30 protein-coding genes are annotated in these 24,751 nt (G+C 41.6%); 12 read left to right on the top strand and 18 right to left on the bottom strand.

Annotated features, from left to right (window positions below; genetic code table 11):
* The 5 genes from C7B70_RS05540 to C7B70_RS05520 all read right to left on the bottom strand — a co-directional run.
* Positions 1-426 (bottom strand): DoxX family protein (locus C7B70_RS05540; RefSeq protein ID WP_106368073.1); only part of this gene is annotated, 426 nt, incomplete at its 3' end.
* 86 nt (positions 427-512) lie between these two features.
* Positions 513-995 carry a MarR family winged helix-turn-helix transcriptional regulator gene (locus C7B70_RS05535; RefSeq protein WP_199192072.1) on the bottom strand — a complete coding sequence of 161 codons (483 nt, stop codon included), beginning with the start codon at positions 993-995 and terminating at the stop codon, positions 513-515.
* Positions 996-999: 4 nt separating this feature from the next.
* Positions 1,000-1,431 (bottom strand): salt stress protein, Slr1339 family, encoded by a 432-nt coding sequence (locus C7B70_RS05530; protein WP_106368061.1) that lies wholly within the window; start codon positions 1,429-1,431, stop codon positions 1,000-1,002.
* 97 nt (positions 1,432-1,528) lie between these two features.
* Complete coding sequence (locus tag C7B70_RS05525) at positions 1,529-2,131, bottom strand: VWA domain-containing protein (RefSeq protein ID WP_106368060.1); 603 nt, start codon at positions 2,129-2,131, stop codon at positions 1,529-1,531.
* 125 nt (positions 2,132-2,256) lie between these two features.
* The gene (locus C7B70_RS05520) at positions 2,257-3,375 is read right to left on the bottom strand and encodes a site-2 protease family protein (RefSeq protein WP_106368059.1); all 1,119 of its coding nucleotides are present in this window, start codon (positions 3,373-3,375) and stop codon (positions 2,257-2,259) included.
* A 171-nt stretch (positions 3,376-3,546) separates the two neighbouring features.
* On the opposite strand from C7B70_RS05520, the gene C7B70_RS05515 reads away from it, so the two are divergent.
* Positions 3,547-4,026: a hypothetical protein gene (locus C7B70_RS05515; RefSeq protein ID WP_106368058.1), complete on the top strand. Its 480-nt coding sequence runs from the start codon at positions 3,547-3,549 to the stop codon at positions 4,024-4,026.
* A 49-nt stretch (positions 4,027-4,075) separates the two neighbouring features.
* Here C7B70_RS05515 and C7B70_RS05510 read toward each other — a convergent pair whose 3' ends face one another.
* The 3 genes from C7B70_RS05510 to groES all read right to left on the bottom strand — a co-directional run bounded on the left by C7B70_RS05510 (position 4,076) and on the right by groES (position 6,664).
* Entirely contained in the window at positions 4,076-4,441 is a 366-nt protein-coding gene (locus tag C7B70_RS05510; protein WP_199192071.1) for a DUF2294 domain-containing protein, read from the bottom strand.
* A gap of 200 nt (positions 4,442-4,641) precedes the next feature.
* Positions 4,642-6,279, bottom strand: a complete 1,638-nt coding sequence (groL, locus tag C7B70_RS05505) for a chaperonin GroEL (protein WP_106368056.1) — start codon at positions 6,277-6,279, stop codon at positions 4,642-4,644.
* 73 nt (positions 6,280-6,352) lie between these two features.
* Positions 6,353-6,664 carry a co-chaperone GroES gene (groES, locus tag C7B70_RS05500; RefSeq protein WP_106368055.1) on the bottom strand — a complete coding sequence of 104 codons (312 nt, stop codon included), beginning with the start codon at positions 6,662-6,664 and terminating at the stop codon, positions 6,353-6,355.
* 190 nt (positions 6,665-6,854) lie between these two features.
* Between groES and C7B70_RS05495 the strand changes: the two genes are divergently transcribed.
* Together C7B70_RS05495 and C7B70_RS05490 are read left to right on the top strand one after the other, a co-directional pair.
* The gene (locus C7B70_RS05495) at positions 6,855-7,304 is read left to right on the top strand and encodes a ferredoxin (protein ID WP_106368054.1); all 450 of its coding nucleotides are present in this window, start codon (positions 6,855-6,857) and stop codon (positions 7,302-7,304) included.
* 277 nt (positions 7,305-7,581) lie between these two features.
* Positions 7,582-8,229 carry a response regulator transcription factor gene (locus C7B70_RS05490; protein ID WP_106368053.1) on the top strand — a complete coding sequence of 216 codons (648 nt, stop codon included), beginning with the start codon at positions 7,582-7,584 and terminating at the stop codon, positions 8,227-8,229.
* Positions 8,230-8,233: 4 nt separating this feature from the next.
* Here the strand turns inward: C7B70_RS05490 and C7B70_RS05485 are convergent, their stop codons facing one another.
* The 5 genes from C7B70_RS05485 to C7B70_RS05460 form a co-directional block, all read right to left on the bottom strand.
* A complete protein-coding gene (locus tag C7B70_RS05485) occupies positions 8,234-8,548 on the bottom strand; it encodes an NIL domain-containing protein (RefSeq protein ID WP_106368052.1) in 315 nt (104 codons plus the stop codon).
* Between the two features lie 11 nt (positions 8,549-8,559).
* Entirely contained in the window at positions 8,560-9,435 is an 876-nt protein-coding gene (gene cysW / locus C7B70_RS05480) for a sulfate ABC transporter permease subunit CysW (RefSeq protein ID WP_106368051.1), read from the bottom strand.
* On the bottom strand, positions 9,425-10,279 hold the full coding sequence (gene cysT, locus C7B70_RS05475) for a sulfate ABC transporter permease subunit CysT (RefSeq protein WP_106368050.1): 855 nt from the start codon (positions 10,277-10,279) through the stop codon (positions 9,425-9,427). The genes cysW and cysT overlap by 11 nt, the downstream gene beginning before the upstream one ends.
* Positions 10,280-10,306: 27 nt before the next feature.
* Positions 10,307-11,374, bottom strand: a complete 1,068-nt coding sequence (locus C7B70_RS05470) for a sulfate ABC transporter substrate-binding protein (protein ID WP_106368049.1) — start codon at positions 11,372-11,374, stop codon at positions 10,307-10,309.
* A gap of 719 nt (positions 11,375-12,093) precedes the next feature.
* Positions 12,094-12,744 carry a riboflavin synthase gene (locus tag C7B70_RS05460; protein WP_106368048.1) on the bottom strand — a complete coding sequence of 217 codons (651 nt, stop codon included), beginning with the start codon at positions 12,742-12,744 and terminating at the stop codon, positions 12,094-12,096.
* A gap of 271 nt (positions 12,745-13,015) precedes the next feature.
* On the opposite strand from C7B70_RS05460, the gene C7B70_RS05455 reads away from it, so the two are divergent.
* From C7B70_RS05455 to C7B70_RS05430, 6 genes are all read left to right on the top strand, one after another.
* Positions 13,016-13,519, top strand: coding sequence for a bifunctional nuclease family protein (locus tag C7B70_RS05455; protein WP_106368047.1), 504 nt, complete (start codon positions 13,016-13,018; stop codon positions 13,517-13,519).
* A 12-nt stretch (positions 13,520-13,531) separates the two neighbouring features.
* Entirely contained in the window at positions 13,532-14,653 is a 1,122-nt protein-coding gene (locus C7B70_RS05450) for an aldo/keto reductase (protein WP_106368046.1), read from the top strand.
* A 58-nt stretch (positions 14,654-14,711) separates the two neighbouring features.
* The gene (crtA, locus tag C7B70_RS05445; protein WP_106368045.1) at positions 14,712-15,584 is read left to right on the top strand and encodes a cyanoexosortase A; all 873 of its coding nucleotides are present in this window, start codon (positions 14,712-14,714) and stop codon (positions 15,582-15,584) included.
* Positions 15,581-16,267 (top strand): cyanoexosortase A system-associated protein, encoded by a 687-nt coding sequence (locus C7B70_RS05440; RefSeq protein ID WP_106368044.1) that lies wholly within the window; start codon positions 15,581-15,583, stop codon positions 16,265-16,267. The genes crtA and C7B70_RS05440 overlap by 4 nt, the downstream gene beginning before the upstream one ends.
* Positions 16,268-16,309: 42 nt before the next feature.
* On the top strand, positions 16,310-16,993 hold the full coding sequence (locus C7B70_RS05435) for an HpsJ family protein (RefSeq protein WP_106368043.1): 684 nt from the start codon (positions 16,310-16,312) through the stop codon (positions 16,991-16,993).
* Between the two features lie 82 nt (positions 16,994-17,075).
* The gene (locus C7B70_RS05430; protein WP_199192070.1) at positions 17,076-17,618 is read left to right on the top strand and encodes a hypothetical protein; all 543 of its coding nucleotides are present in this window, start codon (positions 17,076-17,078) and stop codon (positions 17,616-17,618) included.
* On the opposite strand, the gene C7B70_RS05425 is transcribed toward C7B70_RS05430, so the two are convergent.
* On the bottom strand, positions 17,615-18,778 hold the full coding sequence (locus tag C7B70_RS05425) for an extracellular solute-binding protein (RefSeq protein ID WP_106368041.1): 1,164 nt from the start codon (positions 18,776-18,778) through the stop codon (positions 17,615-17,617). The genes C7B70_RS05430 and C7B70_RS05425 overlap by 4 nt on opposite strands.
* Positions 18,779-19,044: 266 nt before the next feature.
* Entirely contained in the window at positions 19,045-20,793 is a 1,749-nt protein-coding gene (locus C7B70_RS05420) for an NFACT family protein (protein ID WP_106368040.1), read from the bottom strand.
* A 208-nt stretch (positions 20,794-21,001) separates the two neighbouring features.
* Here C7B70_RS05420 and remA point away from each other — a divergent pair, with 208 nt between their 5' ends.
* On the top strand, positions 21,002-21,262 hold the full coding sequence (gene remA / locus C7B70_RS05415; protein ID WP_106368039.1) for an extracellular matrix/biofilm regulator RemA: 261 nt from the start codon (positions 21,002-21,004) through the stop codon (positions 21,260-21,262).
* Positions 21,263-21,312: 50 nt separating this feature from the next.
* A complete protein-coding gene (gene gmk / locus C7B70_RS05410) occupies positions 21,313-21,903 on the top strand; it encodes a guanylate kinase (RefSeq protein WP_106368038.1) in 591 nt (196 codons plus the stop codon).
* A 132-nt stretch (positions 21,904-22,035) separates the two neighbouring features.
* On the opposite strand, the gene C7B70_RS05405 is transcribed toward gmk, so the two are convergent.
* The 3 genes from C7B70_RS05405 to C7B70_RS05395 form a co-directional block, all read right to left on the bottom strand.
* Positions 22,036-22,557 (bottom strand): photosystem I reaction center subunit XI, encoded by a 522-nt coding sequence (locus C7B70_RS05405; RefSeq protein WP_106368037.1) that lies wholly within the window; start codon positions 22,555-22,557, stop codon positions 22,036-22,038.
* Positions 22,558-22,833: 276 nt separating this feature from the next.
* Positions 22,834-22,983 carry a PsaJ protein gene (locus C7B70_RS05400; RefSeq protein ID WP_106368036.1) on the bottom strand — a complete coding sequence of 50 codons (150 nt, stop codon included), beginning with the start codon at positions 22,981-22,983 and terminating at the stop codon, positions 22,834-22,836.
* 38 nt (positions 22,984-23,021) lie between these two features.
* Positions 23,022-23,522 carry a Photosystem I reaction center subunit III gene (locus C7B70_RS05395; protein ID WP_106368035.1) on the bottom strand — a complete coding sequence of 167 codons (501 nt, stop codon included), beginning with the start codon at positions 23,520-23,522 and terminating at the stop codon, positions 23,022-23,024.
* A 158-nt stretch (positions 23,523-23,680) separates the two neighbouring features.
* Here C7B70_RS05395 and tsaD point away from each other — a divergent pair, with 158 nt between their 5' ends.
* Complete coding sequence (gene tsaD / locus C7B70_RS05390) at positions 23,681-24,724, top strand: tRNA (adenosine(37)-N6)-threonylcarbamoyltransferase complex transferase subunit TsaD (protein WP_106368034.1); 1,044 nt, start codon at positions 23,681-23,683, stop codon at positions 24,722-24,724.
* The last annotated feature ends 27 nt before the right edge of the window (positions 24,725-24,751 follow it).

The following is a 24,751-nucleotide window of genomic DNA, read 5'->3' as shown; positions in this document are numbered from 1 at the left end:
AGATGTGTATAAGAGACAGGCGCCATACTGAATAATCATCAATAATCCGCCAAAAATAGCGAGATTTTTCATAAACATAATTTGCTGAATTTGATCGGCAAAATTAGTATGGAAAATTAAGGTAGCTGGAATCAGAAAAATTGCTAAGGCGATCGCACCCCAACGTACTTTATACCCTAGCAATACCGATAACCCGCCCCCTAACTCAACGGCAACAGTAGCGAGATACAGTAACCCCACAAGTGGTAATCCATTTGCTGTCATATACTGTTGTGTACCCGCCGGATTCATTATTTTATTGAACGCTGACCAGAGAAAAAGTGCTGATAACAGAATCCGCGCTATTAGAGAAATTACATTTTTTGAGGTGTATAAACCGCGATCGCGCCCATTGCTGGTTTTTTCAAGTTCTGAATTCATTCTCATGGTTTTAGCACTCCCATTAATGTACTAACACGTACTAATTATTAATAACATAGATTTTGTTCGCGTGCAAACAGTCTTGGTAAGAGTTAAAATAAATTCTTCAGTTTTGCTAAAGCCGCCTGAATTTGCTGCAATTCCTCACCACTTAGATTGTCAAAGCGCTGTTTGAGATGGGAGATATGAGCGGGGAAAGTTTCGGTAAAGACTTTTTCTCCCGCAGGAGTTAGCACGGCGATAAAACTGCGCCGATCTTCTTTGGGTACTTCTCTGCGTACCAAGCCTTTTTTCTCTAAACGGTCAATAATGCCTGTAAGTTCGCCTTTAGTAGTAAGGGTTTTTTCTGCCAGCTTATTAAAAGTCAGACCCGAAGTATTACCTAAGGTGCTAATAATATCAAATTGAGAAGAAGTTAAACCCATTTGACGAATTTGGGTATCAGAGTAACTTCTAAAACTTTGATAAGCCCAGACTAATTCCCGCACTGTTGCCATAAATGGCTGTTTAGCAGCAACTCCAGTTATAGATATACTATTAATTTCTGATAGGTGGTTTTCTGGGGATTGATTCACTTATTTAAGATTCTTGAAGATAATTAATTGCGGCTGCTAGTTTTGTGGGGTAGCCTTCAGCAAATCGTTCAAACCATAACCCCTCGGTGGATAATGGATCTAGTTGTTTTAACCAAGCTTTGGCGCGAAGTTTTAACGTTTCAATTTGTTTTAGTTGCTCTGCTTGTAGTTGTTGCTGTTTTAGTTGCAATCGCTCTTGGTCTTGTTCTTTGTAACTAGCTTTAACTTGCGATAAAATATTATCAATTACTGGCGAGTCATTTTTTAAAGATTTAGACGTAGCTGGTTTAGCAAAATCGGCGTGAACTTCTGCTAACAGGTTATCTATATCGGAACTAGGCTCAAGGGGCGGGGTTTTTGGTTGCAGTTTGGGTATCTTTGCGGGTTCTCTGTCGTCGGCTTCAATTTGGGACAACAGTTTATCGATTGCATCCATATTTTGCCATTTTAAAAGATTTAACGCTGCTATTATAACAGCGTTAAATTAGTTATTGCTAAACATAATTAAAGCAAAGAAATTAATTCACTTATAATTAATCGTTAATAGCATTTGTTAAAACATCAGCAAGACTCATATCTTCCATATCATCTAGAGTAATAGCATCGCAAATATCAAACTTTGCACCCACTCCTTGCAATTGATCGTCTAAAGCTTTAAGAAACTTAGTAGCTTGAGGATCGCTCCCAACTTGAATCATAGAAATTGCTAATTCTTCATCGTTTTCCATTTGTCTTGTAGCTGTAACAATTACTTCCATAACGGCGCGGCGATCGTCTGGTTCACCATCAGTTATAACTAAAATTGTTTCTCCATTTGGTTTAGTTTGTCCGCTACTTTTGCGTTTAAAATAATTATTGGTTGCGTCTTGAAGTACCGAAGCTAAGTTTGTTGTTCCTGACGGATCGTTTTCTTGAAATATTTGCGCGACTTTAGCAGAAGTTACATCATCGTACCGCTTAAACCTGCCCGAAAACACATAAACAGTTATTCCATCTGGATCGAATTGCTCACATTTTCTAGCTAAAGCAAGAGTAGATTCTTGAGCTATTTCCCATCTACTTTTACCACCTTGCTGATCGGGAGTGGACATACTGCCACTTTTGTCAATAACTAAAGTATAGTCGCGGTCTTTCATATAAATACCTAGTGCATACTGAATGGCAATAGTTTAGCTTTTTGGCGCTGGTAAGTCACGATCGCAAAATTAAAGGAGAAAGATTAAATTATCTCTTTCTCCTTTGGATATTTATTAGAGGCTAGTTAAGCAGGGTTTACTTGAGTCTTTTGCTGAAGTAAGGGAAGAATTGCTGCTTTTTCTAATATTCCTAGTAGTACGCCATTTTCCTCAATTACAGGTAGTGCAGACTTCTGTTGTTGTTCGAGGGTAGTTACGGCATCTAGTAGCGATTGACTTGAATGCAAAACTGCTGTATCTATTGGTTGCATTAAATCTTTGACGAACTTTTCTTGCCAGTGATATTTAGGAAACTTATTAAGGTCACTTGCAGAAATCGCCCCTACTAATAATCCTCCGTTGTCTATAACTAAAAACTTACGCCAATTACTACCACTAATAATCAATTCATCGGCAAAATCTCTAATAGACGTAGACTCGACAACTATTGGACTATTTTTTGTTACTGCATCCGCCGCCGTCAAGCCTTGAAACTTCTCTTGTACCGTTGCAGACTGCGCCGATCTGCCTGCATTTTGCAGCAAAAATAGACCAATTAACAAGTTCCAAAAGTTAGCAAAGCTACCAGATACTAGTAGAGGAATTAAACCACTAGCGATCGCAATCCAACCCACAAACTGACCTGCACGGCTGGCAAAAACTACACCTTTGTAAGGATTTCCGGTGATTTTCCAGACTAAGGCTTTAAGAATATTACCGCCATCTAAAGGTAAGCCAGGAATCAAGTTAAATAGAGCTAAACTTAAGTTAACGTAAGCTAATACCCCCAAAATTGCCGCAAAAGGTGCGGGAAGATGAATAGTGGCATTAATCGCGGTAACTGTCCCAAATAGTACCAAACTTACCAAGGGCCCAGCGATCGCTACATTGAATGCTTCTGCGGGGGTTTCTGACTCTTTTTCTAAACTAGCTAAACCACCAAACAAGAACAAAGTAATTGATTTAACACCAATTCCTTGACGCAAAGCGACAAAACTATGTCCTAATTCGTGCGCCAGTACCGAAGCAAATAATAGTAATGCTGTAACTAATCCTAATAGCAAAGGTAGGGGGCTACTAGGCGGAAACTGCGCCGCTAATCCGCTACCATAACTCCAACTTACTAAAGCTAGGACGAAAAACCACGACTTAGCTACATAAAATGGAATCCCGAACAAATTACCAACTCGAATAGTGCCGTTCATTTGCACTGCCTCTTACTTTCAGCGATGTCTCGATTGTAACGAAATAAGAAGCAATTTTAATCTTTTAAAATAGAGGGGTATCCGTCTGATAGAAGTGCGGTTGTGGAAGTCACTCATGACTATCGAAGCGGCTTTCTAAAGTAAAATTAGTTAATAATTCTGTCTGTAGATATGGTTAAGTATACTCTCGCCCAAAGTCCTGAAGTTATTTTAGAAGTTTCCGGTAAAGATTCTGCCAAAGCCCGCGAAAAAGCGATGGATCAACTGATGGAACTCATGGATGACGGATCGTTAGCTACGGATTTAGAAGAAGGTTTTAGTCCGCAGCAGCTAATTGAGGTTAAAGATTTACCCGCAGGCGATCGCACCGATGACGATGGCATTACCCAAGCTGTACAGATACTAAGTAATCTAGCGACGCTGAAGTTAAAAGTCCAAGAATCGCGCGCTGAGGCGTTAGCAGTACGGGCGGCGGTGGATATATTATTTACTGATAAGCTCGTAAGTGAGGAAGAAATCGCCGATTTAAAAGAAGGGTTTAAGGTGTTGAAAACCTTTGCTCAAGCTAATTTGCGCTATCAAGAAGCTAGAGCAAAAGCCGAACAAGCGCGCGCCGTTCTTGATCGCGCTTTAAAATCGCCAGAAAATTAATTGACTGTCGTGAAATGCTGAAGGTTGATAATGAGAAGTGCGATCGCCCTTATTTGTTAGAATCGATTAATTCTGGTGCATGAGCTAAAATTGCCACAATGCTAGTTCGTCCTGTATCTAAGGACGACTTGCTAATTAAATCTGTTAGAGGAATAGCCGTAACTTCTTCAATTGTCGATTTAAGATAAGGCTCAAAAGCCAAATGAATATTTGTTCTTGCTTGTCGCGCCAAGTCTTGCTTGCCACTTTCTATTAATAACTTCTCTGGTTGGGTAACAGAATCTTCAATAATTACTGTTAAATTTTTATCGACCAGTTTACACGAAATCTGCTGAGGTTGATGTCCTAGAATTTTGAAATACACCTCTTGAATGCACTCTAATAATTTTTGCTCTAACTGCTCTTGAGTCTGCATAAAACTTTTTGTTATAAATTATTTTTTATAAAAAGCAACTAATTTAATTTTCAAATATTTTACCTTGGCAAGGTTTAACGACAAACAACCCATAGGTATATTTATATATAAGTAAATAGGGCAGAGTTTCCTATTTAGGAGACTCTACCCTATTGTTCTGTAACCGCGAAGGCGCAAGTAATACTTACGCCCATTTACGATTAATAATCGTAGTCACCGCCACCCATACCACCACCCGCAGGAGCAGCACCATCTTTTGGCTCAGGCTTGTCAACTACAATACACTCAGTAGTTAAAACCATACCAGCGATGGAAGCTGCGTTTTGCAAGGCGGAACGAGTTACCTTAGCAGGATCGACAATTCCGGCTTCAAACATATCAACAAATTCGTTAGTTGCGGCGTTGAAGCCAACATTAAACTCTTTTTCTTTGACACGCTCGGCAATTACTGCGCCGTTTTGTCCGGCATTTTCAGCAATTCGCTTTAAGGGAGCAGCCAAAGCACGAGAAACAATCATCGCGCCAATCAATTCTTCATCTTTGAGATTAGCAGTTGCCCAACTCTCTAATTCAGGAGATAGGTGAGCCAAGGTTGTACCGCCACCGGGAACAATACCTTCTTCTACGGCTGCTTTGGTCGCGTTGATCGCGTCTTCTAAACGCAATTTGCGATCTTTCATCTCGGTTTCTGTAGCTGCACCAACTTTAACAACTGCTACACCACCAGCTAACTTAGCTAGACGCTCTTGGAGCTTCTCTTTGTCGTAGGAAGATTCGGTTTCTTCCATTTGACGGCGGATTTGTTCGCAGCGAGTTTTAACTGCTTGCTCGTTACCTTCAGCAACAATAGTTGTAGTGTCTTTGGTAATGTTGATGCGACGAGCTTTACCTAGCATTTCTAGCTTAGTAGTTTCTAGCTTCAAGCCAGCGTCTTCAGTGATTAGTTGACCGCCCGTCAGTACAGCGATATCTTCTAACATTGCTTTACGGCGATCGCCAAATCCTGGAGCTTTAACCGCCGCTACGTTCAATACACCACGCAAGCGGTTGACTACCAAAGTTGCTAAAGCTTCTTTTTCGATGTCTTCAGCAATAATTACTAGCGGACGACCTGAACGAGCTACTTGCTCTAATACTGGTACTAAGTCTTGAACTAAAGCAATTTTCTTGTCAGTTAACAAGATGTAAGGCTCTTCAAAAATTGTTTCCATCCGCTCAGGGTCGGTGGCAAAGTAAGGAGAGATGTAGCCTTTGTCAAAGCGCATCCCTTCAGTAATTTCAAGTTCGGTGTTCATAGATTTCCCTTCTTCTAGGGAAATTACGCCTTCTTTACCGACTTTATCCATCGCATCAGCAATCATTTGACCAACTTCTTCGTCATTACCCGCAGAAATTGAGCCAACTTGCGCGATTGATTTTGAATCTTCTACTGGACGAGCGTGTTCGGCAATTTTGCCTACTAAAAAGTTTGTTGCTTTATCTACGCCACGCTTGAGGGAAATAGCATTAGCTCCCGCCGCTACGTTTCTCAAGCCTTCTTTGACCATAGCGTGAGCAAGGACGGTAGCTGTAGTTGTACCATCTCCGGCTGCGTCGTTGGTTTTAGAAGCGGCTTGGCGAATCAAGGCTACGCCTGTATTCTCTACGTGGTCTTCTAGTTCGATTTCTTTAGCAATGGTTACGCCGTCGTTAACAATTTGGGGTGCGCCAAATTTCTTTTCTAGCACTACGTTACGACCCTTGGGCCCTAAGGTAACAGCTACGGCTTCGGCCAAAATGTCCATGCCCTTTTCTAAAGCACGACGAGCATTCTCGTTATATATAATTCGCTTTGCCATATGGTTTAACCTGTGTGGTGAGGGGTTGAATTGACTGAGGTATGCAAGAAAATTTATCTTTTAGATTTGCTTTCTATGCAACTACAGCAAGAATGTCTTTTTCTGATAACAGTACATATTCTTCTGTACCGAGCTTAATATCTGTACCAGCGTACTTAGAGTAAAGTACCTTGTCGCCGATTTTGACATCAGGTTCGGTGCGGCTACCGTCGTCGTTGCGCTTGCCAGGCCCAACATTAACAATTTCCCCTACTTGGGGCTTTTCCTTGGCGTTATCAGGCAAATATAGACCTCCGGCGGTCTTTTCTTCTGCGGCGCTGACTTTGACAAATACGCGATCGCCTAGGGGGCTAACTGTCGATACACTTAAAGTTACTGCTGCCATATATCTATGTCTCCTTTAAAAAATTAGCACTCTCTGCTCCTGAGTGCTAATTTAGCTAAATATAGTGACTAAAAGCAACAAAATTTTGTGTACGGGTTTCCGAACTTACTTCGTGAGATCGTTGCAATGGTTATGGCAATTGAGTTAAGAGCGCAATGTTTATTTAAAGAAAAAATTATCTTTCGTAACAATGACTCCAGAAAATACCGCCCCAATTGAAGAAATCCTACCGAGTCAATCTTTAGCTGATAGCGTTAAAAGTTTAGGTTTAGAGCAAATTCAACGCCATTTATTTATCTGTGCTGACCCAACTTTTCCTCAATGCTGTTCTAAGGAGGCAAGTTTAGAATCTTGGGAGTACCTCAAAAAACGTTTAAAACAGTTAAAACTTGATAAACCCACAAGTCTGCGCCCTAGTTGTATATTTCGCACCAAAGCTAATTGCTTGCGTGTTTGTAGCTCTGGACCAATCTTAGTAGTTTATCCTGATGGGGTTTGGTATCGTCAAGCAACGCCTGAAGTTATTGAGCGAATTATTCAAGAACATTTGATTAATAACCGCGTAGTTGAAGAATATGCCTTTTTAACTCATCCCTTACCGCAACCTGTAAGTTTTGATACATCAATAAGTAAACAATAATAACAGTTATTTTTTCACTAAAACAATGTAAAAGCTATTATTAACTATTGCCAGTAAGATTGCGAAGATTTTAGACGGAAAAAATAACACATCACAACGCATTAGATATACTATATAATTCCGTAGCATTACTGGAATCGCCATCTTTCGAGATTAGAGAATTAGGTGCGAACTGAAAAGTCAGCGCTTGCGCTATCGCTTGATGGTATCAAAAGAACAAGATAAGCCACCTATTATAAAATTTCATCAAATTATAAAGTAACCACAGTAGCAAAGTATGAAAGAAACTAGCACTAAAGAACACAAAAGACTGCTATTAATTGATGACGATCCAAATTTAATATTGTTGGTCAAAGATTACTTAGAATTTCGGGGTTATGAAGTTATCACCGCAGAAAATGGCAGAGAAGCTTTAGATGTTTTAGAAACCGATGTCCCAGACATGATTGTTTGTGACGTGATGATGCCAGAAATGGATGGCTATGATTTTGTAAGTAATGTCCGCGAAAATGAGCGCACTAGCTGGATTCCCGTCTTGTTTCTTTCAGCCAAAGGTCAACCCCAAGACCGAGTTAAGGGTTTAAATGTGGGCGCAGATGTGTACATGGTAAAACCTTTTGAGCCAGAAGAATTAGTAGCTCAAGTAGAAGCTTCGCTCAAACAAGCCTATAGGCAAAGACAGCAATCGACGGAGGGAGGCGATAATGAATCAAAAATTCAAGTTCCCTTCGATGTTCACCTGACGCAAACAGAGATGAAGGTTGTGCAGTTTGTTGCTAGAGGGTTGGCAAATAAAAATATAGCTGACGAACTCAATGTCAGTCAGCGTACTGTAGAAAGTCATGTTTCTAATATGTTAGGCAAAACTGGGTTGCACAATCGCACAGAATTAGCTCGGTGGGCAATTGAGAATCAAATGACTTAAACTTTTACCAGCCATCGTTTTGGGGTGTTGATTGACCCCAAATTTCTAAATCCAACTCATTAAGGTAAATCAAAGCGCTTTGAATTTGCTCGGCTTTGCCACGCAAGTCTAATTCAAACCAGCCATCATCACGCATATTTGCGCCCAATAGAGCGGCGGCGATATTTACGGTGATACCGTAATGAGAAACTAAGCGCGAAATTACTGGTTCTTCATGCAAGTCTTTGGGGATACGAATTTTGATTCGTATTTGAGTTGGTCTAGATGTCTGCAAGGAAGAATGAAACGTTGAAATATTGCGAGAATTTTGGGTAGCCATAGCGCGCTCTCCTATTCAATATCTTTGATTTGAGTTTTACGTTCGAGAATTTCTTTTAATACCAGCGTTACTAAAGCCAAACCTGCCAGCAAAACCGCCGCCGCAAAAGCAGATTCGGTTTGATACTGTTTGTAAGCTTCTTCAACAAATAAGGGCAACGTTTGAGTTTTGCCGCCAATATTTCCCGACACTACCGAAACGGCTCCAAACTCGCCCATAACTCTAGCATTGGTCAAAATCACCCCGTAGAGCAAACCCCAGCGAATATTGGGGAGAGTGACGCGCCAAAAGGTTTGCCAATCGCTTGCTCCTAGAGTTCTTGCGGCTTCTTCTTGATCAAAACCGGATTCTTCCAAAACGGGGATAACTTCACGGGCGACAAAAGGCATCGTAATAAATGCACTAGCAATTACCATTGCTGGGAGGGCAAAAATAATTTTAATATTTACCTCCTCTAACAATGGCCCAAACCAACCATTACGCCCGTAGAGTAGCACGAGCATTAGTCCCGCTACTACCGGAGAAACAGCAAAAGGCACGTCTAGAATACTAATGAGCAATGTTCGCCCACGAAACTGATTTCGGGCAATTACCCACGCTGCACAAAGTCCAAAAACGGTGTTAATGGGGACAACAATTAAAGCAATAATGACCGTGAGTTTAACCGCATGAAGAAAAACAGGTTGGGTTAGGTTTGTCAAAAAAGGCCCAAAGCCAGACTTAAAGGCTTGAGCAAAGACATTTGCGGCAGGAATAAATAGAATTAAGGCAAGATAGGCGATCGCAATCCCAATTAAAACAAATTTTACCCAAGGGCGATCGCCACTAGCTAATTTTTTTTTGGTTAAATCAGGATTAAAGGACTTGCCAGCGATATTAGAGTTCATAGCGTCTTCCCCAAGCTTGTAATAGATTGATTGCTAACAAAACTCCTAGAGAAATTATTAGCAAAACTGTACCGATTACCGTTGCGCCCGAATAGTCGTACTGTTCTAGGCGCTGGATAATTAGCACCGAGGCAATCAAGTCTTGAAAAGGGATATTTGAGGCAACAATTACCACTGAACCATATTCTCCCACCGCGCGAGAAAAGGCTAAGGCGATTCCCGTCAGCATTGCAGGCATCAAAGGCGGCAAAATTACCCGCCAAAAAGTCTGCCATCTAGAAGCCCCTAACGACCACGCCGCTTCTTCGATCTCTTTTTCCATTTCCTGCAATACAGGCTGCAAAGCGCGCACCACAAAGGGCAAGGAGATGAATAACATCGCCACCCCTACCCCCAGGCGAGTAAAAGCAATTTTAATTCCGTAGGGTGCTACTAAAGAGCCAAGCCAGCCGTTATTGCTGTAAACCGTTGCCAAAGTTAAACCTGCAACCGACGTAGGCAAGGCAAAGGGTAAATCGATTGACGCATCCACTAGGCGTTTGAGAGGGAAATCGTACCTAACTAACACCCAAGCAATCAATAGTCCCAAAACTCCGTTAATTAGTGCGGCGACAAAAGCCGTAACGAAGGTAACATCATAGGTTGCTAAAGCAACAGGACTTGTAGCAATTCTCCAAAAGTCAATCGGCTTTTCTGTCGCTGCTTTTAATATTAATGCTGATACAGGCAAAAGCAGCACAATAGTCAAGTAGCCTAAAGTAATTCGCCAAGGTATAGATAACCCTAATAGTTTGTTTAAGGGTTCCCATCCTGATTTTTTTTGTTTAGAGTAAGAAGATACCATTTATAGTTTTTTGGCTCGAATATTTGCCTAACTAGCTTGAATTTTGTCGAAAACTGCCCCATCTTCAAAAAACTTTTTCTGAATTTCATCCCATCCCCCCATATCTTGAGCAGTAAATAAGGTTTTAATCGGCACGTACTGCTTTGACACCTCCGTAGCTACGCTAGGATCTACTGGTCGAAAGCCTACTTTAGCAAATTCTCGTTGTGCGTCTTTACTGTAAAGATATTCAACAAATGCTTGGGCAATTTCTCTTGTGCCGTGTTTGTCAACGTTGGCATCTACCACCGCTACAGGATTATCGATGGAGATGTTCACGTCAGGGACTATGTAGGGCAGTTTTTCGCCATTTAATCCCGCTAAAATTACTTCATTTTCGTAGTTAATTAACACATCTCCTTGTCCTTGCTTAAAAAATACATCGCTAGATTCGCGCGCATCTCTAGGCAATACGGGAGCATTTTTAATTACTTTAGTTACAAAATCTAGGGCTTTTGCTTCATCCCCTCCGGTTCTGGTTACGGAACCCCACAATCCCAAAAAGTTCCATCTCGCACCACCGGAAGTTTTGGGATTAGCAGTAATTACGCCTACTCCTGGCTTAGATAAATCTGCCCAGGTTTTAATGCCTTTGGGGTTGCCTTCGCGGGTAACTAATACTGCTACAGATTTATGTACGATCGCATTGTTAGGTGCTTTTTGTTCCCATCCTGGCGCAATCAGTTTTGCTTGCTCAATTTTTTTTGTATCCAAGGCTAAAGCTAAAGCTACAACATCAGCTTCCAAACCATCAATTACCGCACGGGTTTGAGAACCGCTACCGCCGTAGCTTTGGTTAAAAACAATGTTTTGATTTTTTTCTTGTTTCCACTTTGCCGTAAATTTAGGAATGATTTTCTCGTAGGCGGCGCGGGTTACAGCATAGGATACAAGGGTTAATTCTTTATCCCCTCCACCACTAGCCGCGCTGGGAGAATTGCTAGTGCTGCTTCCTCCCGAACAAGCTGCGATCGCACTTGTTAATACTACCCCTACCAGAAATAACGCTACAAAGTTTTTTAATTTGCCTTTAGTTATACTTCGCCACCAACTCATACTCTTTTCTCCTCTTAATCCCCGGTTTATCGGTCGGAATACCGGACTATTCTATCAAAATAATGATACAGGATAATTAAGCAAAGGATAAAATTTTTACTATAGATTTGCCACCAGGCATTTATTGCCCTCTGCCTGTACTCACACATCGGCAAGAAGTTGAGGAATTATTATTTAGTGGCTCAATGGAGGATTTTCTAATCTTGTCATTAACATTAGGTGAGCATTTTCCAGACTGGAAATATGCCCAGGATGTATGTCTACGTCTAGCTGAACATCCAAGCGATAAAGTACGCGCTAACGCTTGTTTGGGGCTTGCATACATTGCCCGTACAAAACAACGTTTGGAGAAACACCTTGTGTTAAACCTGTTCTTCTTCAAGAACTTCGCGCTTAGACAGAGTTTCGCTGGCGGGTTGAAGATGCGATTAGATATATTAACATCTATCTAAAATGGCGTTTAGTGTTCAAGCATGAGGAGAAATAAACAGGTGAAAATCAGAGAAAGTTTTTGTAGCGCTTTAAGCACTGGCTAAGTGTCCACGAGGCAAACTTAGATATTTAGTTCATGCCATGTTTGGCTGATAGCTTGCTCAAACTAATTAGCCAGTAAATTATCTTCTAACTTATTCCTTATATTTTCCCCCTTTTTTAAGGGGAGTCAAAAAGCGGTGTAGCTATGCTTCCCGCTTTGTTGACGTGGGTTAGGGGGGATCTCTTTATAAATAGCCATTTTCCGCCAAAAACGCCGGAGTCAATTCATCCTGCGGTGACTTAGGAATTAATTTTTCCATATACTTACCCAAAATATCCGCTTCCAAATTCACCGCCTCACCTAGTTGCAAATAGCTTAAATTTGTCTCAGTGTAAGTCAGGGGAATAACCGCCACTTTAAACCAATAGCGTGCATTGTCATAATCGGCAATAGTCAAACTGATACCATTAATCGCAATACTACCTTTGGGGACAATGTAACGCGCGATCGCCTCTGTCGTAACAAAACTCATTTCCCAAGAAGTCGCCGTTTGCTCTGTAGAATCTAAGTAACCAATCCCATCTATATGACCCATCACAAAATGTCCCCCCAACTTGCTCCCGACGCGCAAAGAAGGCTCTAAGTTAACAAAACGCTCATCTTGCTGTCTTTGAGCTAAAGTAGTACGCCCAAGAGTTTCCGGGGAAACGGCAGCGACAAAGCCTTGCGGCAAAACTTCCATCACCGTTAAACAAATACCATCTACCGCCACGCTGTCACCAAGGGCAAGATCGGTCAAAATTAGACTAGCATTATCGTCGTGGCAATTGATACTTAGTAAGTCGCTTCCTAAAGAACGAACTTGTCCCAAAGCTTGAATTAATCCTGTAAACATGACATTTTTACTCTGCAAGTTTGCCAAAAATTTTCTTAAAAAAAAATTAACTTAAATTCTTCTAATTGGCTTTACATAAATCTCATCAAGAGGGGTCATACTTGGGTAATGAGCATTTGTTTGACACAGACTCAAAAAATTAAATCCGGCTCCTACATTGATTCAGCTATGAATATAAATATGTATAACGTACCTACCACCTTATATTTAGCTCTAGTTTACCCCCTTGCCCCCATTGCTATAAGCACAAAGGATTTTAGAGGCTACATCAATGATTGAAATGAGAGTTGCTGGCATTGCTATAGATGCTGTAAACCGCAGCCCGATTGTGTTGCTAAAAGACGGAACTGAGCGGCGGGCGCTGCCAATTTACATAAATCAAGACCAGGCTAAGGCAATTATCAGCGCCTTAGAACACCAAAAACCGCCCCGCCCCCTCACCCATGACTTGATGGCAAACATGATCGAAGTTTGGGGTATGGCTTTAGATCGCGTGGTGATTCACTCAATTCAAGATGGCACGTTTTACGCCATTTTAAGCCTCCGCCAAGGGGAAGTCAAAAAAGAACTTGACGCGCGTCCTAGTGATGCCATCGCGATCGCCTTGCGTACTAATAGCCCCATTTGGGTGATGGAAGAAGTAATCGCCGATGCCTCTATTCCTGTCGATAGAGACGCTGATGAGGCTGAACAACGAGCTTTTAAAGAGTTTCTTTCTACTCTCCGCCCAGAAGATTTAATTCAAGGGAAAGGCTTTAGCGCTGGAGAAGCTTAAAATTTAATTGTTATGCGTTACCGACGTTTTGGTAAAACAAACCTCTATTTATCTGTGTTCTCTCTAGGCACGATGCGCTACTTAGCTTCTCCAGCAAATGCCCAAGAGACAGTAGAAAAAGCTCTTTCTTGTGGCATTAATCATTTTGAAACGGCTAGAGGGTACGGCAAAAGTGAGGAATATTTGGGGGCGGCTTTAGCTCAAATTCCCGCAACACGAAGTCAAATCTACATTACAACCAAAATCTCGCCAACGCCCGATGCTGACTCTATGCGGTGCTACATTGACGAGTCTTTAAAACGCCTACAACTAGACTATATTGATTGTTTGGCAATTCACGGCATCAACACTTGGGAGCAGCTTGAGTTAGCTAAAAGTGAAGGCTGCCAGCAGGCCATGCAAGCCGCCGTGCGGGAGGGGAAGGTAAAACACGTTGGTTTTTCAAGTCACGGATCTTTAGAGTTAATTAGTGCGGCGATTTCTTCTGAGTTATTTGAGTTTGTCAACTTACATTACTATTACTTTTTTCAACGCAATGCTGCCGCTCTAGAATTAGCCAAAGCAAAGGATTTAGGTGTATTTATTATTTCCCCAGCCGATAAAGGCGGTAAGCTTTACACCCCACCCCAAAAACTAATCGATTTGTGTTATCCCTTGACACCGTTGGGATTAAACTATCGTTTTTTACTTAGCGATCCTCAAATTACTACTCTCAGTGTGGGGGCGGCGAATGCTGACGAATTAATAGAACCCCTGAAATATAGCGACTTCGATACGCCGTTAAATTCTACCGAAATTGCCGCTTGCGATCGCTTATTGGCGCAATTAACTACTATAGAACCGCAAAAGTGTAGCCAATGCTACGCCTGTTTGCCTTGCCCGGAAAATGTCAATATTTCCGAAATTTTACGCTTACGTAATCTTGCAGTTGCCTATGATATGAGCGACTATGGTAATTACCGATACACAATGCTAGAAAATGCTGGTCATTGGTTTCCTGGAAATAAAGGCAACCGATGCACAGCTTGTGGCGACTGCCTGCCTCGGTGTCCCGAACAATTAAATATTCCGGCTTTATTAGCTGATGCTCACCAAAAGCTCAACGGTTCTGCTCGTCGTCGCCTATGGAACTAAGTATAAAAAGTAAGGTAGATTTCAGCCAACTAAAAATTAGTTTATCTAGATTAAAACTATGAAAATCAATTCTCTTGCGGAGATAAAACCTTTAGAAAATACTCAGTTTTGGTTGTTGGCAATTGCTGGCAGCTTGAGTGCCGTGTATGTCAGCATATACATGAGGCTTGATGGCACCTTAAGTCAGGTAACTATTAGCTTGCTGGGTTTGGGGGCAGTGTTTTCTCTATTAGCAGAAAAACGTCAGACTTTAAAATTTGAAAGTGATATTTTTTCTAGCTTGCTAGGTATTTTACTAATTGCTTTTGTCTTGCTGCGAAGTAACTATGTTACAGCAGTAGATTCTTTTGTAGAACTTACCCCATTTATAGCATTTCTTGGTCTGGCACTCTTGGCTTCTGGAATTAAAGGGTTGCGTCAGTATTGGCTAGAACTACTAATTATATTTGCTTTTAATTTACCTGTAGGATATATTGCCCAACGCATAGATATATCAATTTTTACAGCCAAATTTTCCTTTGCATTTTTATCTTACGTAGGCTTGCCAGTGGTGCGCCAAGGAGTAAATATTATTATGCCCACAGGAGCAGTGGAAGTATATCCAGGCTGTTCGGGAATGGAAACTATATCACAGTTAGTAAAACTAGCAATCCTGTTTATAATCATGTTTCCTACTAGCTTGGCTAAACGAATTATTGTCCCAATTGTTGCCATTGCGATCGCCTTTTTGGTTAACTCCGTTAGAGTAGCTTTAATGGCTTATTTGGTGGCAAAATCAAGCCCCGAAGCATTCGATTACTGGCACCTAGGTACAGGTTCGCAGATATTCTTTTTAATTTGTACTGTACTTTTTGGTGGTTTCTGCTACTTGATCACAAAACAAGATGATGATAGCGAGCTTGACGATCACCTGGAGTTGCCTAATTCATGATCTCTAAACAGTTACGCATACCGTTACTGATATTTATTTTTGCTGGTACTACTATAGTTTTGGGCAAACTAATTTTAGATCCAAACATTGGCAAACGCCAGCCTACCCCCGTTGCCTTTCCTCAAAATGTACCTTTAGAGGGATGGCAATTTCAAAAAAGCGAGCCTTTTATTAGCAAAACTGATAAAAAAGGTCAAACGGTAGGTAAACCTTTTGCCAAAGGGAAATATTATCGCTATAGCCAAAACAATCTGCTCTTAGATATTGAAATGGTTTATGAACTAGAAAGTTTTAGCGCCTATCAGCAGTTTTTATCAAACTATAGTCCTGTAGAGTACGGATCTAACGAACAATTTTTTGTAACCAGGCAGAAACCAGGAATCGGAACGTATGGTATGTATGTTGCCCAAAACCGTGCTTATCTAACTACCTGTATGAACTCGAGAGGAGGTGGTACTTTGACTAGACAGGAGTTTAATGATAATCGCGATCGCTACGATTTGATGAGCGATCGCACAATTCCTTGGTTACTGGGTCAGCGCAATTTGCGAGATACTCGTTGCTTATGGAACCATTTTTCCATACCCTTAAATAAGTCTTCGCCACAGACGGCTTACTTGATTCTAGAAAAAGCGTGGATTTCTTGGTATCAGTGGTGGATTGTCCGCTACCCCCAAGGATAATTTGTAGTTAAGATTAATTTTGTAAAATAAGGTTTTGCCTGCGTGACAAAAGCAAACAGTAATGAATGGTGGTTCGCTCCTCTTTTTCGCGTCGTTGGTTACGCCTTATTAGCTTTATCGTTATTTGACGTAATTGATATTTTTGTACCAGCACTATTTACAAATCCCGCTTGGGAATTTCAAATGGTCAGAAGTCTGGTTGAGCGAGTACCTGTACCTTTATTAGGTGCAGTGCTGGTATTTTCTGGCGAAAAAAGCCTAAAAATATTTAAGGTTTTATCTTGGGCGTGTTTATTAGTAGGGGTGTTATTTTTCTTATTAGTACCGTTAGGAATTAGTGCAAGTTTGAGACTCAACAACCAAAGCGCTCAAGAACTCAATACTAGAGTTACGCAACAAGCAACTCAGTTGCAACAGTTGCAAGGGGTACTTAATACCGCTACTACTCCTGCACAAATTCAAAGTGTATTAACACGCCTTAATCCCCAAGCGGGTACTGTACCGACTCAAAACGTCGCTCAGTTAAAAACTCAATTATTAGCAAAAATTGTTGAGGGGCAAAATAAATTAAAAGCCCAAGCAGCAACCAGTCGCACCAATGCTGAACGACTGCTGCTCAAAAATACCGTTAAGTCAGTTTTAGGTGCTTTAGTTTCGGGGACAATATTTACCATTCTCTGGCGACAAACTACTAAGGCGCTCAAAGCAAACCGTCAAAGAGCCTAAAAGCTTCTAACTTGTCGCACGGCGAGGCTACTAAGTTAGTATAGGAACATTACCCCATTATTAAATTACACGGCTTTTTGTTTTGGTAAAAGCAAAATCGCTATCATTCCTAGCTATTGGTCTTGCTTGTGCGGCTTTTATCCTTCCTTCCTTACCCTTGGCTACGGCAAAGACTGCTACTGTACCATCTCCAGCTAAGGAAGGATTAGAGCTAAGTTTGCTTGCTCCTAATGCCGCCGTCAAAAATGGTGTAATTACGGCAAGCAATATTTCTCAAAAACAATTAACTATCCCTAGTATCTGGTGGGCAAAAGAACAGTTTGGCGGTAAATTGCTAGATAATTGGTTAGCGTACCCAACTAAAGGTAGCCGCACAGCACGTATAGACTTAATTGTCAATCGGCAGATTTGGAGTCTGTTAGATTATGTAGAGCGGTATAAGTTTGTCAATAATTTTGGCAATATTGCCCGCGATTACGGCTACAACGTTAGGGTATTTAATTATCAACAAGAGCTTTTAGCTACCTATACTTGCAACTTCAAAGTCCAGCCTCGTTTGTGTAGCATGGCTAATCTAGAGGCGTTAGGTAAAGCCAGCGTTCGCGGCTCGAAAACAATCCCTTAAGGCTTCATTGCTTGCCACAGCAATTCAATTTGTGACATAGTTTCTTGGGGTAACGGCAATAAAAACTCGCTCTTGGCTAAGGTTTCGGCTTCAACTAGCAATAGGCTTCTTAATGTTTCTTGAATGTCTGTCGGGTTTATTTTTACCCCCATTGGCGATGCAGCTTTACTCAATATAGAAATCTGTCTTTGACTTTGATCCAGCCAACAAAAATCAATCCATTGCTGCGCTAAAAGCTGATTGGAACTGCTTTTTGTGGGACTAACCCAAACATCAGCCCAAATTGCACTACCAGAGCGGGGAACGATCGCCTCAAGTTCTTTATAGCGTTGCAAAACAGGGATAACATCGGTAGACCACCCTACAGCTAACCAAGTATCGCCCAAAATTAGCGGCTCCATATAGCGATCACTACTATAAAACTTAACTTGCTGATGTAGGTCTTTTAGTCGCTGTGTCAATCCTGTGACTTGCTGTAAGTCTTTGGTTTTGGGGTTGTAAGAGAGGTTAAGTGCTTTTAAAGTTAAACCAATTACTTCTCGCGGCTGATTGGGTAAAGAAATCCGACCTCGCAATTCTTTGCACCACAGATCGCACCAATCTGTCGGTGTCCACCCCAAAGACTTGAACTTATCGCGGTTGTAAACAATTACGGTATTACCCCAACGATAGGGCGCTGCCCAAATTTGCCCATTGAGATCATCACGAAAGCCTTGGGCGTTACGTTTTACAAGTTCTTGATAACGTTGGGGTAGCTTTTGCCATTGGGGTAAGCTGGCAATGTCTAAGGGCTTAATTAACTTTTGGGCGATCGCATCACCTAACCAAAAATCACCTAAAGTTAATAAATCTGCAACTTCTGGCGTTGCGGGATTGATTAAAGGAATTTTTGGTAGTTGCCAAGGGCTAGTGGTTTTGTCGGCTTTTGGTTGCTCCCAAGACTTTAATAAGTCGAAAGCCGCTACTAATTGTTCGACTGGGGTAAACTCTAGATTCGCAGGTTGTTTTAAACTTGCCTTAAATTTCTCCAATAACTGAGCAGGGATAGAACCTTTTAACAACTGCACTCGCAGCCTTTGTTTTTCTCGCTCGTTACAGCCTGCTAACAATTGCAACAACGTAATTGTTCCTGCTTGGATTAAAAAGTTCCTGCGATCCATACCTTTAAACGCTATAGCGCCGCTCTCCACCGAAACCAGTTAGATTATTAAAAAAGACCAGCCTACCACAGCTAGTCTATAATTTTATTTTTACATTGTCATTTAATTCCAGGAAACCCAACGGCGCTATCCCAAAGCTTCAGTTGGTAGAAATCTCTTTTCCTACTGTAACAGGAACTACAGACTTTTTTATAAAAATTCATGAAATCTTGACATAAGTACCCCACTAGAGAGATGCAAAACAGAAAATTGGCTCAAAACTATACTTAATTGCTGCTGTCCTGATTGACATATGCTGCCCCTTGGCTAGGATTGCCCCACAAAAGGCGCGCTTGCTTATAAATAGCAATACCAGGTTTAGCTCCCTTTGGTTTATAGACGTGCTTGGGTTGAGTATAAACTACTGGAACGCTGGTACTTTGACGCGAACGGCTGTAGTAAGCAGCCAAATCAGCAGTAAATTGTAAATCGCGCTCCTCGGCTACTTTGCCGGGTTCTAGGCGCAATAGTACGTGAGCGCCAGGAATTTCTTGAGCGTGGAACCACAAATCGTAATCATTGGCTAATCGAAAAGTTAGGCGATCGTTTTGGCGATTGTTGCGTCCAATTAATACCTCAAACCCACTAGGCGCTAAAAACCTATGAAAATTTGGCATTGAGTCAGCGCTAGAAATTGGACGAATGTATTGCGTACCTTCTAAAAGTTTTTGCCCGATTAGTTCGTCGCGGATTTCGTAAAGAGCTTCTAAATCTGCCGTCGATTGATACTTATCTATTTGATAAATTGCCGCTTCTACCTGTTCGAGATAGTCAATCTCTGCCTGTACGTCGTTTAGCAATGGCTCCACCGCACCACGAGCGCGTTTAAGCTTTCCTACTTGTTTATATAACTTTTGGGCATTTTGGACAGCGTTTTTTTCGGGTTCTAAACTAATGGCTACAGGTTTGCTAGTTTCAAAGTCAAGCAAAATAATTTCTTTCATCCCTGGTTGCCATGCTGACAAATTAGCCATCAATAAGTCGGCGTGTTGACGGTAAATATCTACTCGCGCTGACTGCTGCAAGCGCTCTGTAAAAGTTCGCGCTTTTAGCCGCAATTTTTCTAAAATACTACTCAGCTTTTGCAGTAGTTGATTACGCAATTGAGTAAATTCTTGCCCGTCTAACTCCTGTATATAGTAACTACTTAGCAACTCCTGAATATCTGTTACTTGCTTGATTACTTCCCAACCCATTACCGTGTAACCTTTAGCCGTCCAACCGGGGGAAAATTGTAATTTCTCTAAGTTTTGTAACCATTCTTGCCAACGGTTAAATAACCTTTGCCAATCTTCCGGCTCTAAGCTAGTAGTAGGCTGTTCTGGATCTAACCCCGATACTCGTACCATTGACTGTACTAAAGCTGGGCTTAAACCCCGGTAGTTTTTCAGCAAACAACGTCCTATCGCTCCTGGAACTAAGCCTACTCGCTCTTGCCAACGCGATCGCATTTCACTTTTTGATGGTACAGCACCACTTAATGATGGTGGCAATTCGTAAACTTGCCCGGTTTGAATCGGACGGACACTTGATTGCTGTTGGCTAACTTGGTGCGCCGCCGTAACAATTACTTTATTGGCATCAGTAAGAATAACATTGCTATATTTGCCCATAATTTCTACATACAAATGCCCTAAAGCACTTTCTCCAGGACGAGGAGCAAATTGCAGATCGATTACTCGTTCCCAAGGCGCAACCTCCACAATTGCCACTAGCGCCAAACCATGCAATTGATGGATTAATTGTTGGCTAAATGTAAAAGTATCAGGCGATCGCGGTGGTGGAGAACCCATACAAAAATGCGCCGCTTGGGGATGCCAGCAAATTTCTAGCCATCCCCGCGTGTTTAGCGTCCGTAAGGCGATCGCAATTGTAAAGCGGTTTCGTTGGTATACTTGCTCAGTACGTGCGGGTAGCCAATGGTTACGAATTTCGCTGCAAGCAGCAATTAAAGTTGTCAAGTCAACAGGTTGCAAAACAAATCTTCTTTAACTAAGAGAATAAAATTAAGTGCCTAATCTACCTTTTGAGCGATTTCTAAAGGTATAAAAATCAAAAAACAGGGTTAAATGCCCTAAAAATCAGGTTTTTCGCGCTTTTCAGGCTTGTAAGTCACGCATTTTTGTATATACCATTGAAGTTAGGTTTTAATGCTTGTTATACGGCGCGTCGCGTCATTTTTGCATGGATATTCAGCTTATAAATATCGGTTTTGGTAATATTGTCTCTGCTAACCGAGTAGTTGCCATTGTCAGCCCCGAATCTGCCCCCATTAAGCGTATTATTACAGATGCCCGCGATCGCGGTCAGCTAATTGATGCTACTTATGGTCGTCGTACTAGGGCGGTAATAATTACCGATTCAAGTCATGTTATTTTGTCAGCAATTCAGCCGGAAACGGTGGCAAATCGGTTTGTACTCAACCGCGAACAGCCAGATAATTAGCAAGATTGCTGTAAATACTACAATTAAATAGGTTGGATTTGTGCCAAGAAATGCAAGTTTCTAATTCTACGTCTCAAGCAAATGAACACAAGTTTAGGGGAAAGTTAATTGTTTTAACTGGCCCTAGCGGTGTTGGTAAAGGTACTTTGGTGCAAATTCTCTTGCAACGCCACCCAGAAATATATTTATCAATTTCTGCAACTACTCGTTCGCCGCGTCCGGGTGAAACCTCTGGAGAACATTATTACTTTGTTAGTCGCACCGATTTTGAAAAAATGATTAGCGATCACTACTTGCTCGAATGGGCGGAGTTTGCAGGCAACTATTATGGCACTCCACGTTTGCCTGTAGAACAACAAATCGCTGAAGGCAAAACAGTTTTGCTAGAAGTTGAGCTTGATGGTGCGAACCAAATTTATACTTCCTGTCCTGATGCGTTGCGGATTTTTATCCTACCGCCGTCTTTTAGCGCCCTAGAGCAACGTTTGCGCGATCGCGCGACCGATTCAAGCTCTGCTATCAGTAGTCGCTTGAAACGCGCCCAAATAGAAATTGCCTCGGCTGGCGACTTTGATGTGCAAATTACTAATGATGACTTGGAAACAGCTTTGCATCAACTCGAAAGTGTCATTCTACCTTAGCGAAAATTTCAATAATTTACTAAAAAAGAGCAGAGAAAAAAAGTTGAAGTTTTCACTAATAGCAAATACATTCCACTTTTTTTACCTACTCTCTAATTACGCCCATTAAAAATCGGCGGAATTTTTTGATAATTAACTAAACACCTTTTGGATCACTTCTATATTGTCAAGCAGGAAGTAGGCAACTACAGCGCCACCAACGCCACCAATTAAAAAGCTAGTCGCGTAACTATTCCAACCTTCGGGAGATTTGAAAGCATCAGGTACTCGATTGGCAGTTGTTACATTTGCAACTGGTTGGGGAGGATTGCTATTAGCGTAAAGGGCGATCGCAAAAGCAGAAATTGCTACCATTCCTAAAGTTGATAACAATCCAGCTAAATTAGCAATATCAGCATCCCTTAACGGGCCGAGTTTGGCGAAAGGACCAAGCAGCCAATAACCATGAGCCATCCCAGCTTCTAAGCCTCGGCGTTGGGTAGTTATACCCTGACGGTAAGCTGGCAAATTATTAATGTACCATTTAACCAAACCAGAATTATTGATTGGTGTCTCTAAGTCTCCCCACTGCGGATCGCGGTTGGGAGGAAACACAACTTCTCTATTTCTAGGATCGCTGGGGCGATCTTTTGATGCATCTATTGCTTGCGCCATATTTGCTCTTAGTATTTAAACATGATAGTGGCATTATTTTAGGTTATTAACTGTAACCAAATAACAGTTTTCCTCACTAACTTTAGAAAAATTAATTAAACTAATTTTGATAAATAAACACTAAAAAAACTCGCAATCTATGTTAAAGAAAATTGCAAGTTTACACCTTTAGAAGTATGACTTAATTACATTTATTAGGTACTAGCTAAATAAATTACTTGAACGACAAGTAATTTATTTAGCTAATAAACATCGAACTAGCAATTAGAGCTACTTCTACGGCATGGGATGGAAAAGCAAATCAGGGAAGATGCTGTTGAATATAGCCCAAGTAGTGAAAGCGATAGAAACTGAAACTACTGCCAGCACTGGCGCTAGAGAAAGATACTGAAGAAAGTAGGTTTTTTGGTCTTCTTTATTTTTCATCAATCGACACTCAAAATAAGCGGATAAGTTAAGCTAAATTAGCGTGGTGAAACAGGTATTTCTTCATCTTTGGCGTATAGTTCGCCTGATAAAAATTCCGAAGTAGCTGCCAAGGGCCAAGTAGCACCGCCTGCGGTACATTTCAGCGCCAAAGGCACGTCAATGATAATTTCCCTACTTTCGGGAGAACCTTCCAATTTTTTGCTTGCTCGGATATAGGAGCGACCTGCCCAACCAATCCAACCAGCAATATAGAGAAAGAGAATGCTAGGAATAATGAAGTCCCCAGCACGGTCGAGACGACCATCAACAATTAAATGGGGTAAACCTTCAGGGCCGCACTGAGCTTGAGCATAACGCTCGAAACGTTTTGCGCCAGAATTGGGATCGCCCGTTGTGTTACGGGCATCTTTTGCCCGTTGAAGAAAGGCTGGTGATTCACTACAAGGAACTAGATTAGCTTGCGCTGAAGCTGAGGCTGGAGGCGCAAAGTTAAACCAGAAACCAATGACTAGAACCAAAGCAAACAATCGTTGCATGAAATTGTTTCCCTTTGTTACAAAACAAATAAAGTTTTCAGAACTTGGAAGCTATCATACTCTTGCCAGAGAGCCGACAATAGATTAAGTAAATAAAAGTTTAAGTTTCCCAATCAATAGCAGCCAAAAGTAGTAAATTAATCGCTAATTTCAACCAAATGTCAACTATTCTAGCCATAGAAACTAGCTGCGACGAAACTGCCGTCGCGGTAATAAATAATCGCACAGTTTGCAGTAGCGTTGTCACCTCCCAAATTCCCATCCATAAGCAGTATGGCGGGGTAGTGCCAGAAATAGCATCACGCCAGCACTTAGAAACAATTAATAGCGCGATCGCCTTGGCTTTAGAACAGGCCCAAAGACCAATCACAAAAATCGATGCTGTGGCGGTAACTTGCGCCCCCGGACTTGTGGGAGCGCTAATGGTAGGTATCTCTGCCGCTAAAACCTTAGCAATTCTGCATAACTTGCCCTTAATCGGGGTGCATCATTTAGAAGGGCATATTTACGCCAACTGTTTAAGTGAACCTAGTTTAGAGCCGCCTTTTTTAAGCTTGCTAGTCTCTGGTGGTCATACCAGCTTAATTTATGTCAAAGACTGCGGTGAATACGAAACCTTGGGACAAACCCACGACGATGCGGCGGGAGAAGCTTTTGATAAAGTAGCGCGATTATTAGAATTAGGATATCCCGGCGGGCCAGAGATTGATAAATTAGCCCAAATTGGCAACCCCCAAGCTTTTAAACTCCCCGAAGGCAAAATTTCTTTAGCAAATGGCAAGTTTCATCCTTACGACTCGAGCTTTAGCGGCTTAAAAACAGCAGTATTGCGGCTAGTGCAAAAAGTGAAGCAAGACAATGGAGTTTTTCCAGTAGGGGATATAGCGGCAAGTTTCCAAGAGACTGTAGCGAAAAGTCTGACAAAAAGAGCCATTGCCTGCGCTACGGATTTCGGTTTAGATACTATTGCTGTAGGTGGTGGAGTAGCGGCAAATAGTGGACTAAGGCAGCATTTGCAAGCGGCAGCCAAAGAGCATAACTTGCGCGTCTTATTTCCACCAATGAAGTATTGTACCGACAATGCAGCAATGATTGGCTGTGCGGCGGCGGAACACTTCAATCGTGGTCATACATCACCAATAACTTTAGCTGGGCGATCGCGTTTACCACTAACGGATGTTATGCAACTATATCAGCAGTAGGAAATTGGTCATTTAAAACTACTTAAT

The sequence above is a fragment of the Chlorogloea sp. CCALA 695 genome (genome assembly GCF_003003885.1).
In the GTDB taxonomy this organism is placed as follows: domain Bacteria; phylum Cyanobacteriota; class Cyanobacteriia; order Cyanobacteriales; family Chroococcidiopsidaceae; genus Aliterella.
This window is presented reverse-complemented; position numbering and strand designations above follow the sequence as displayed.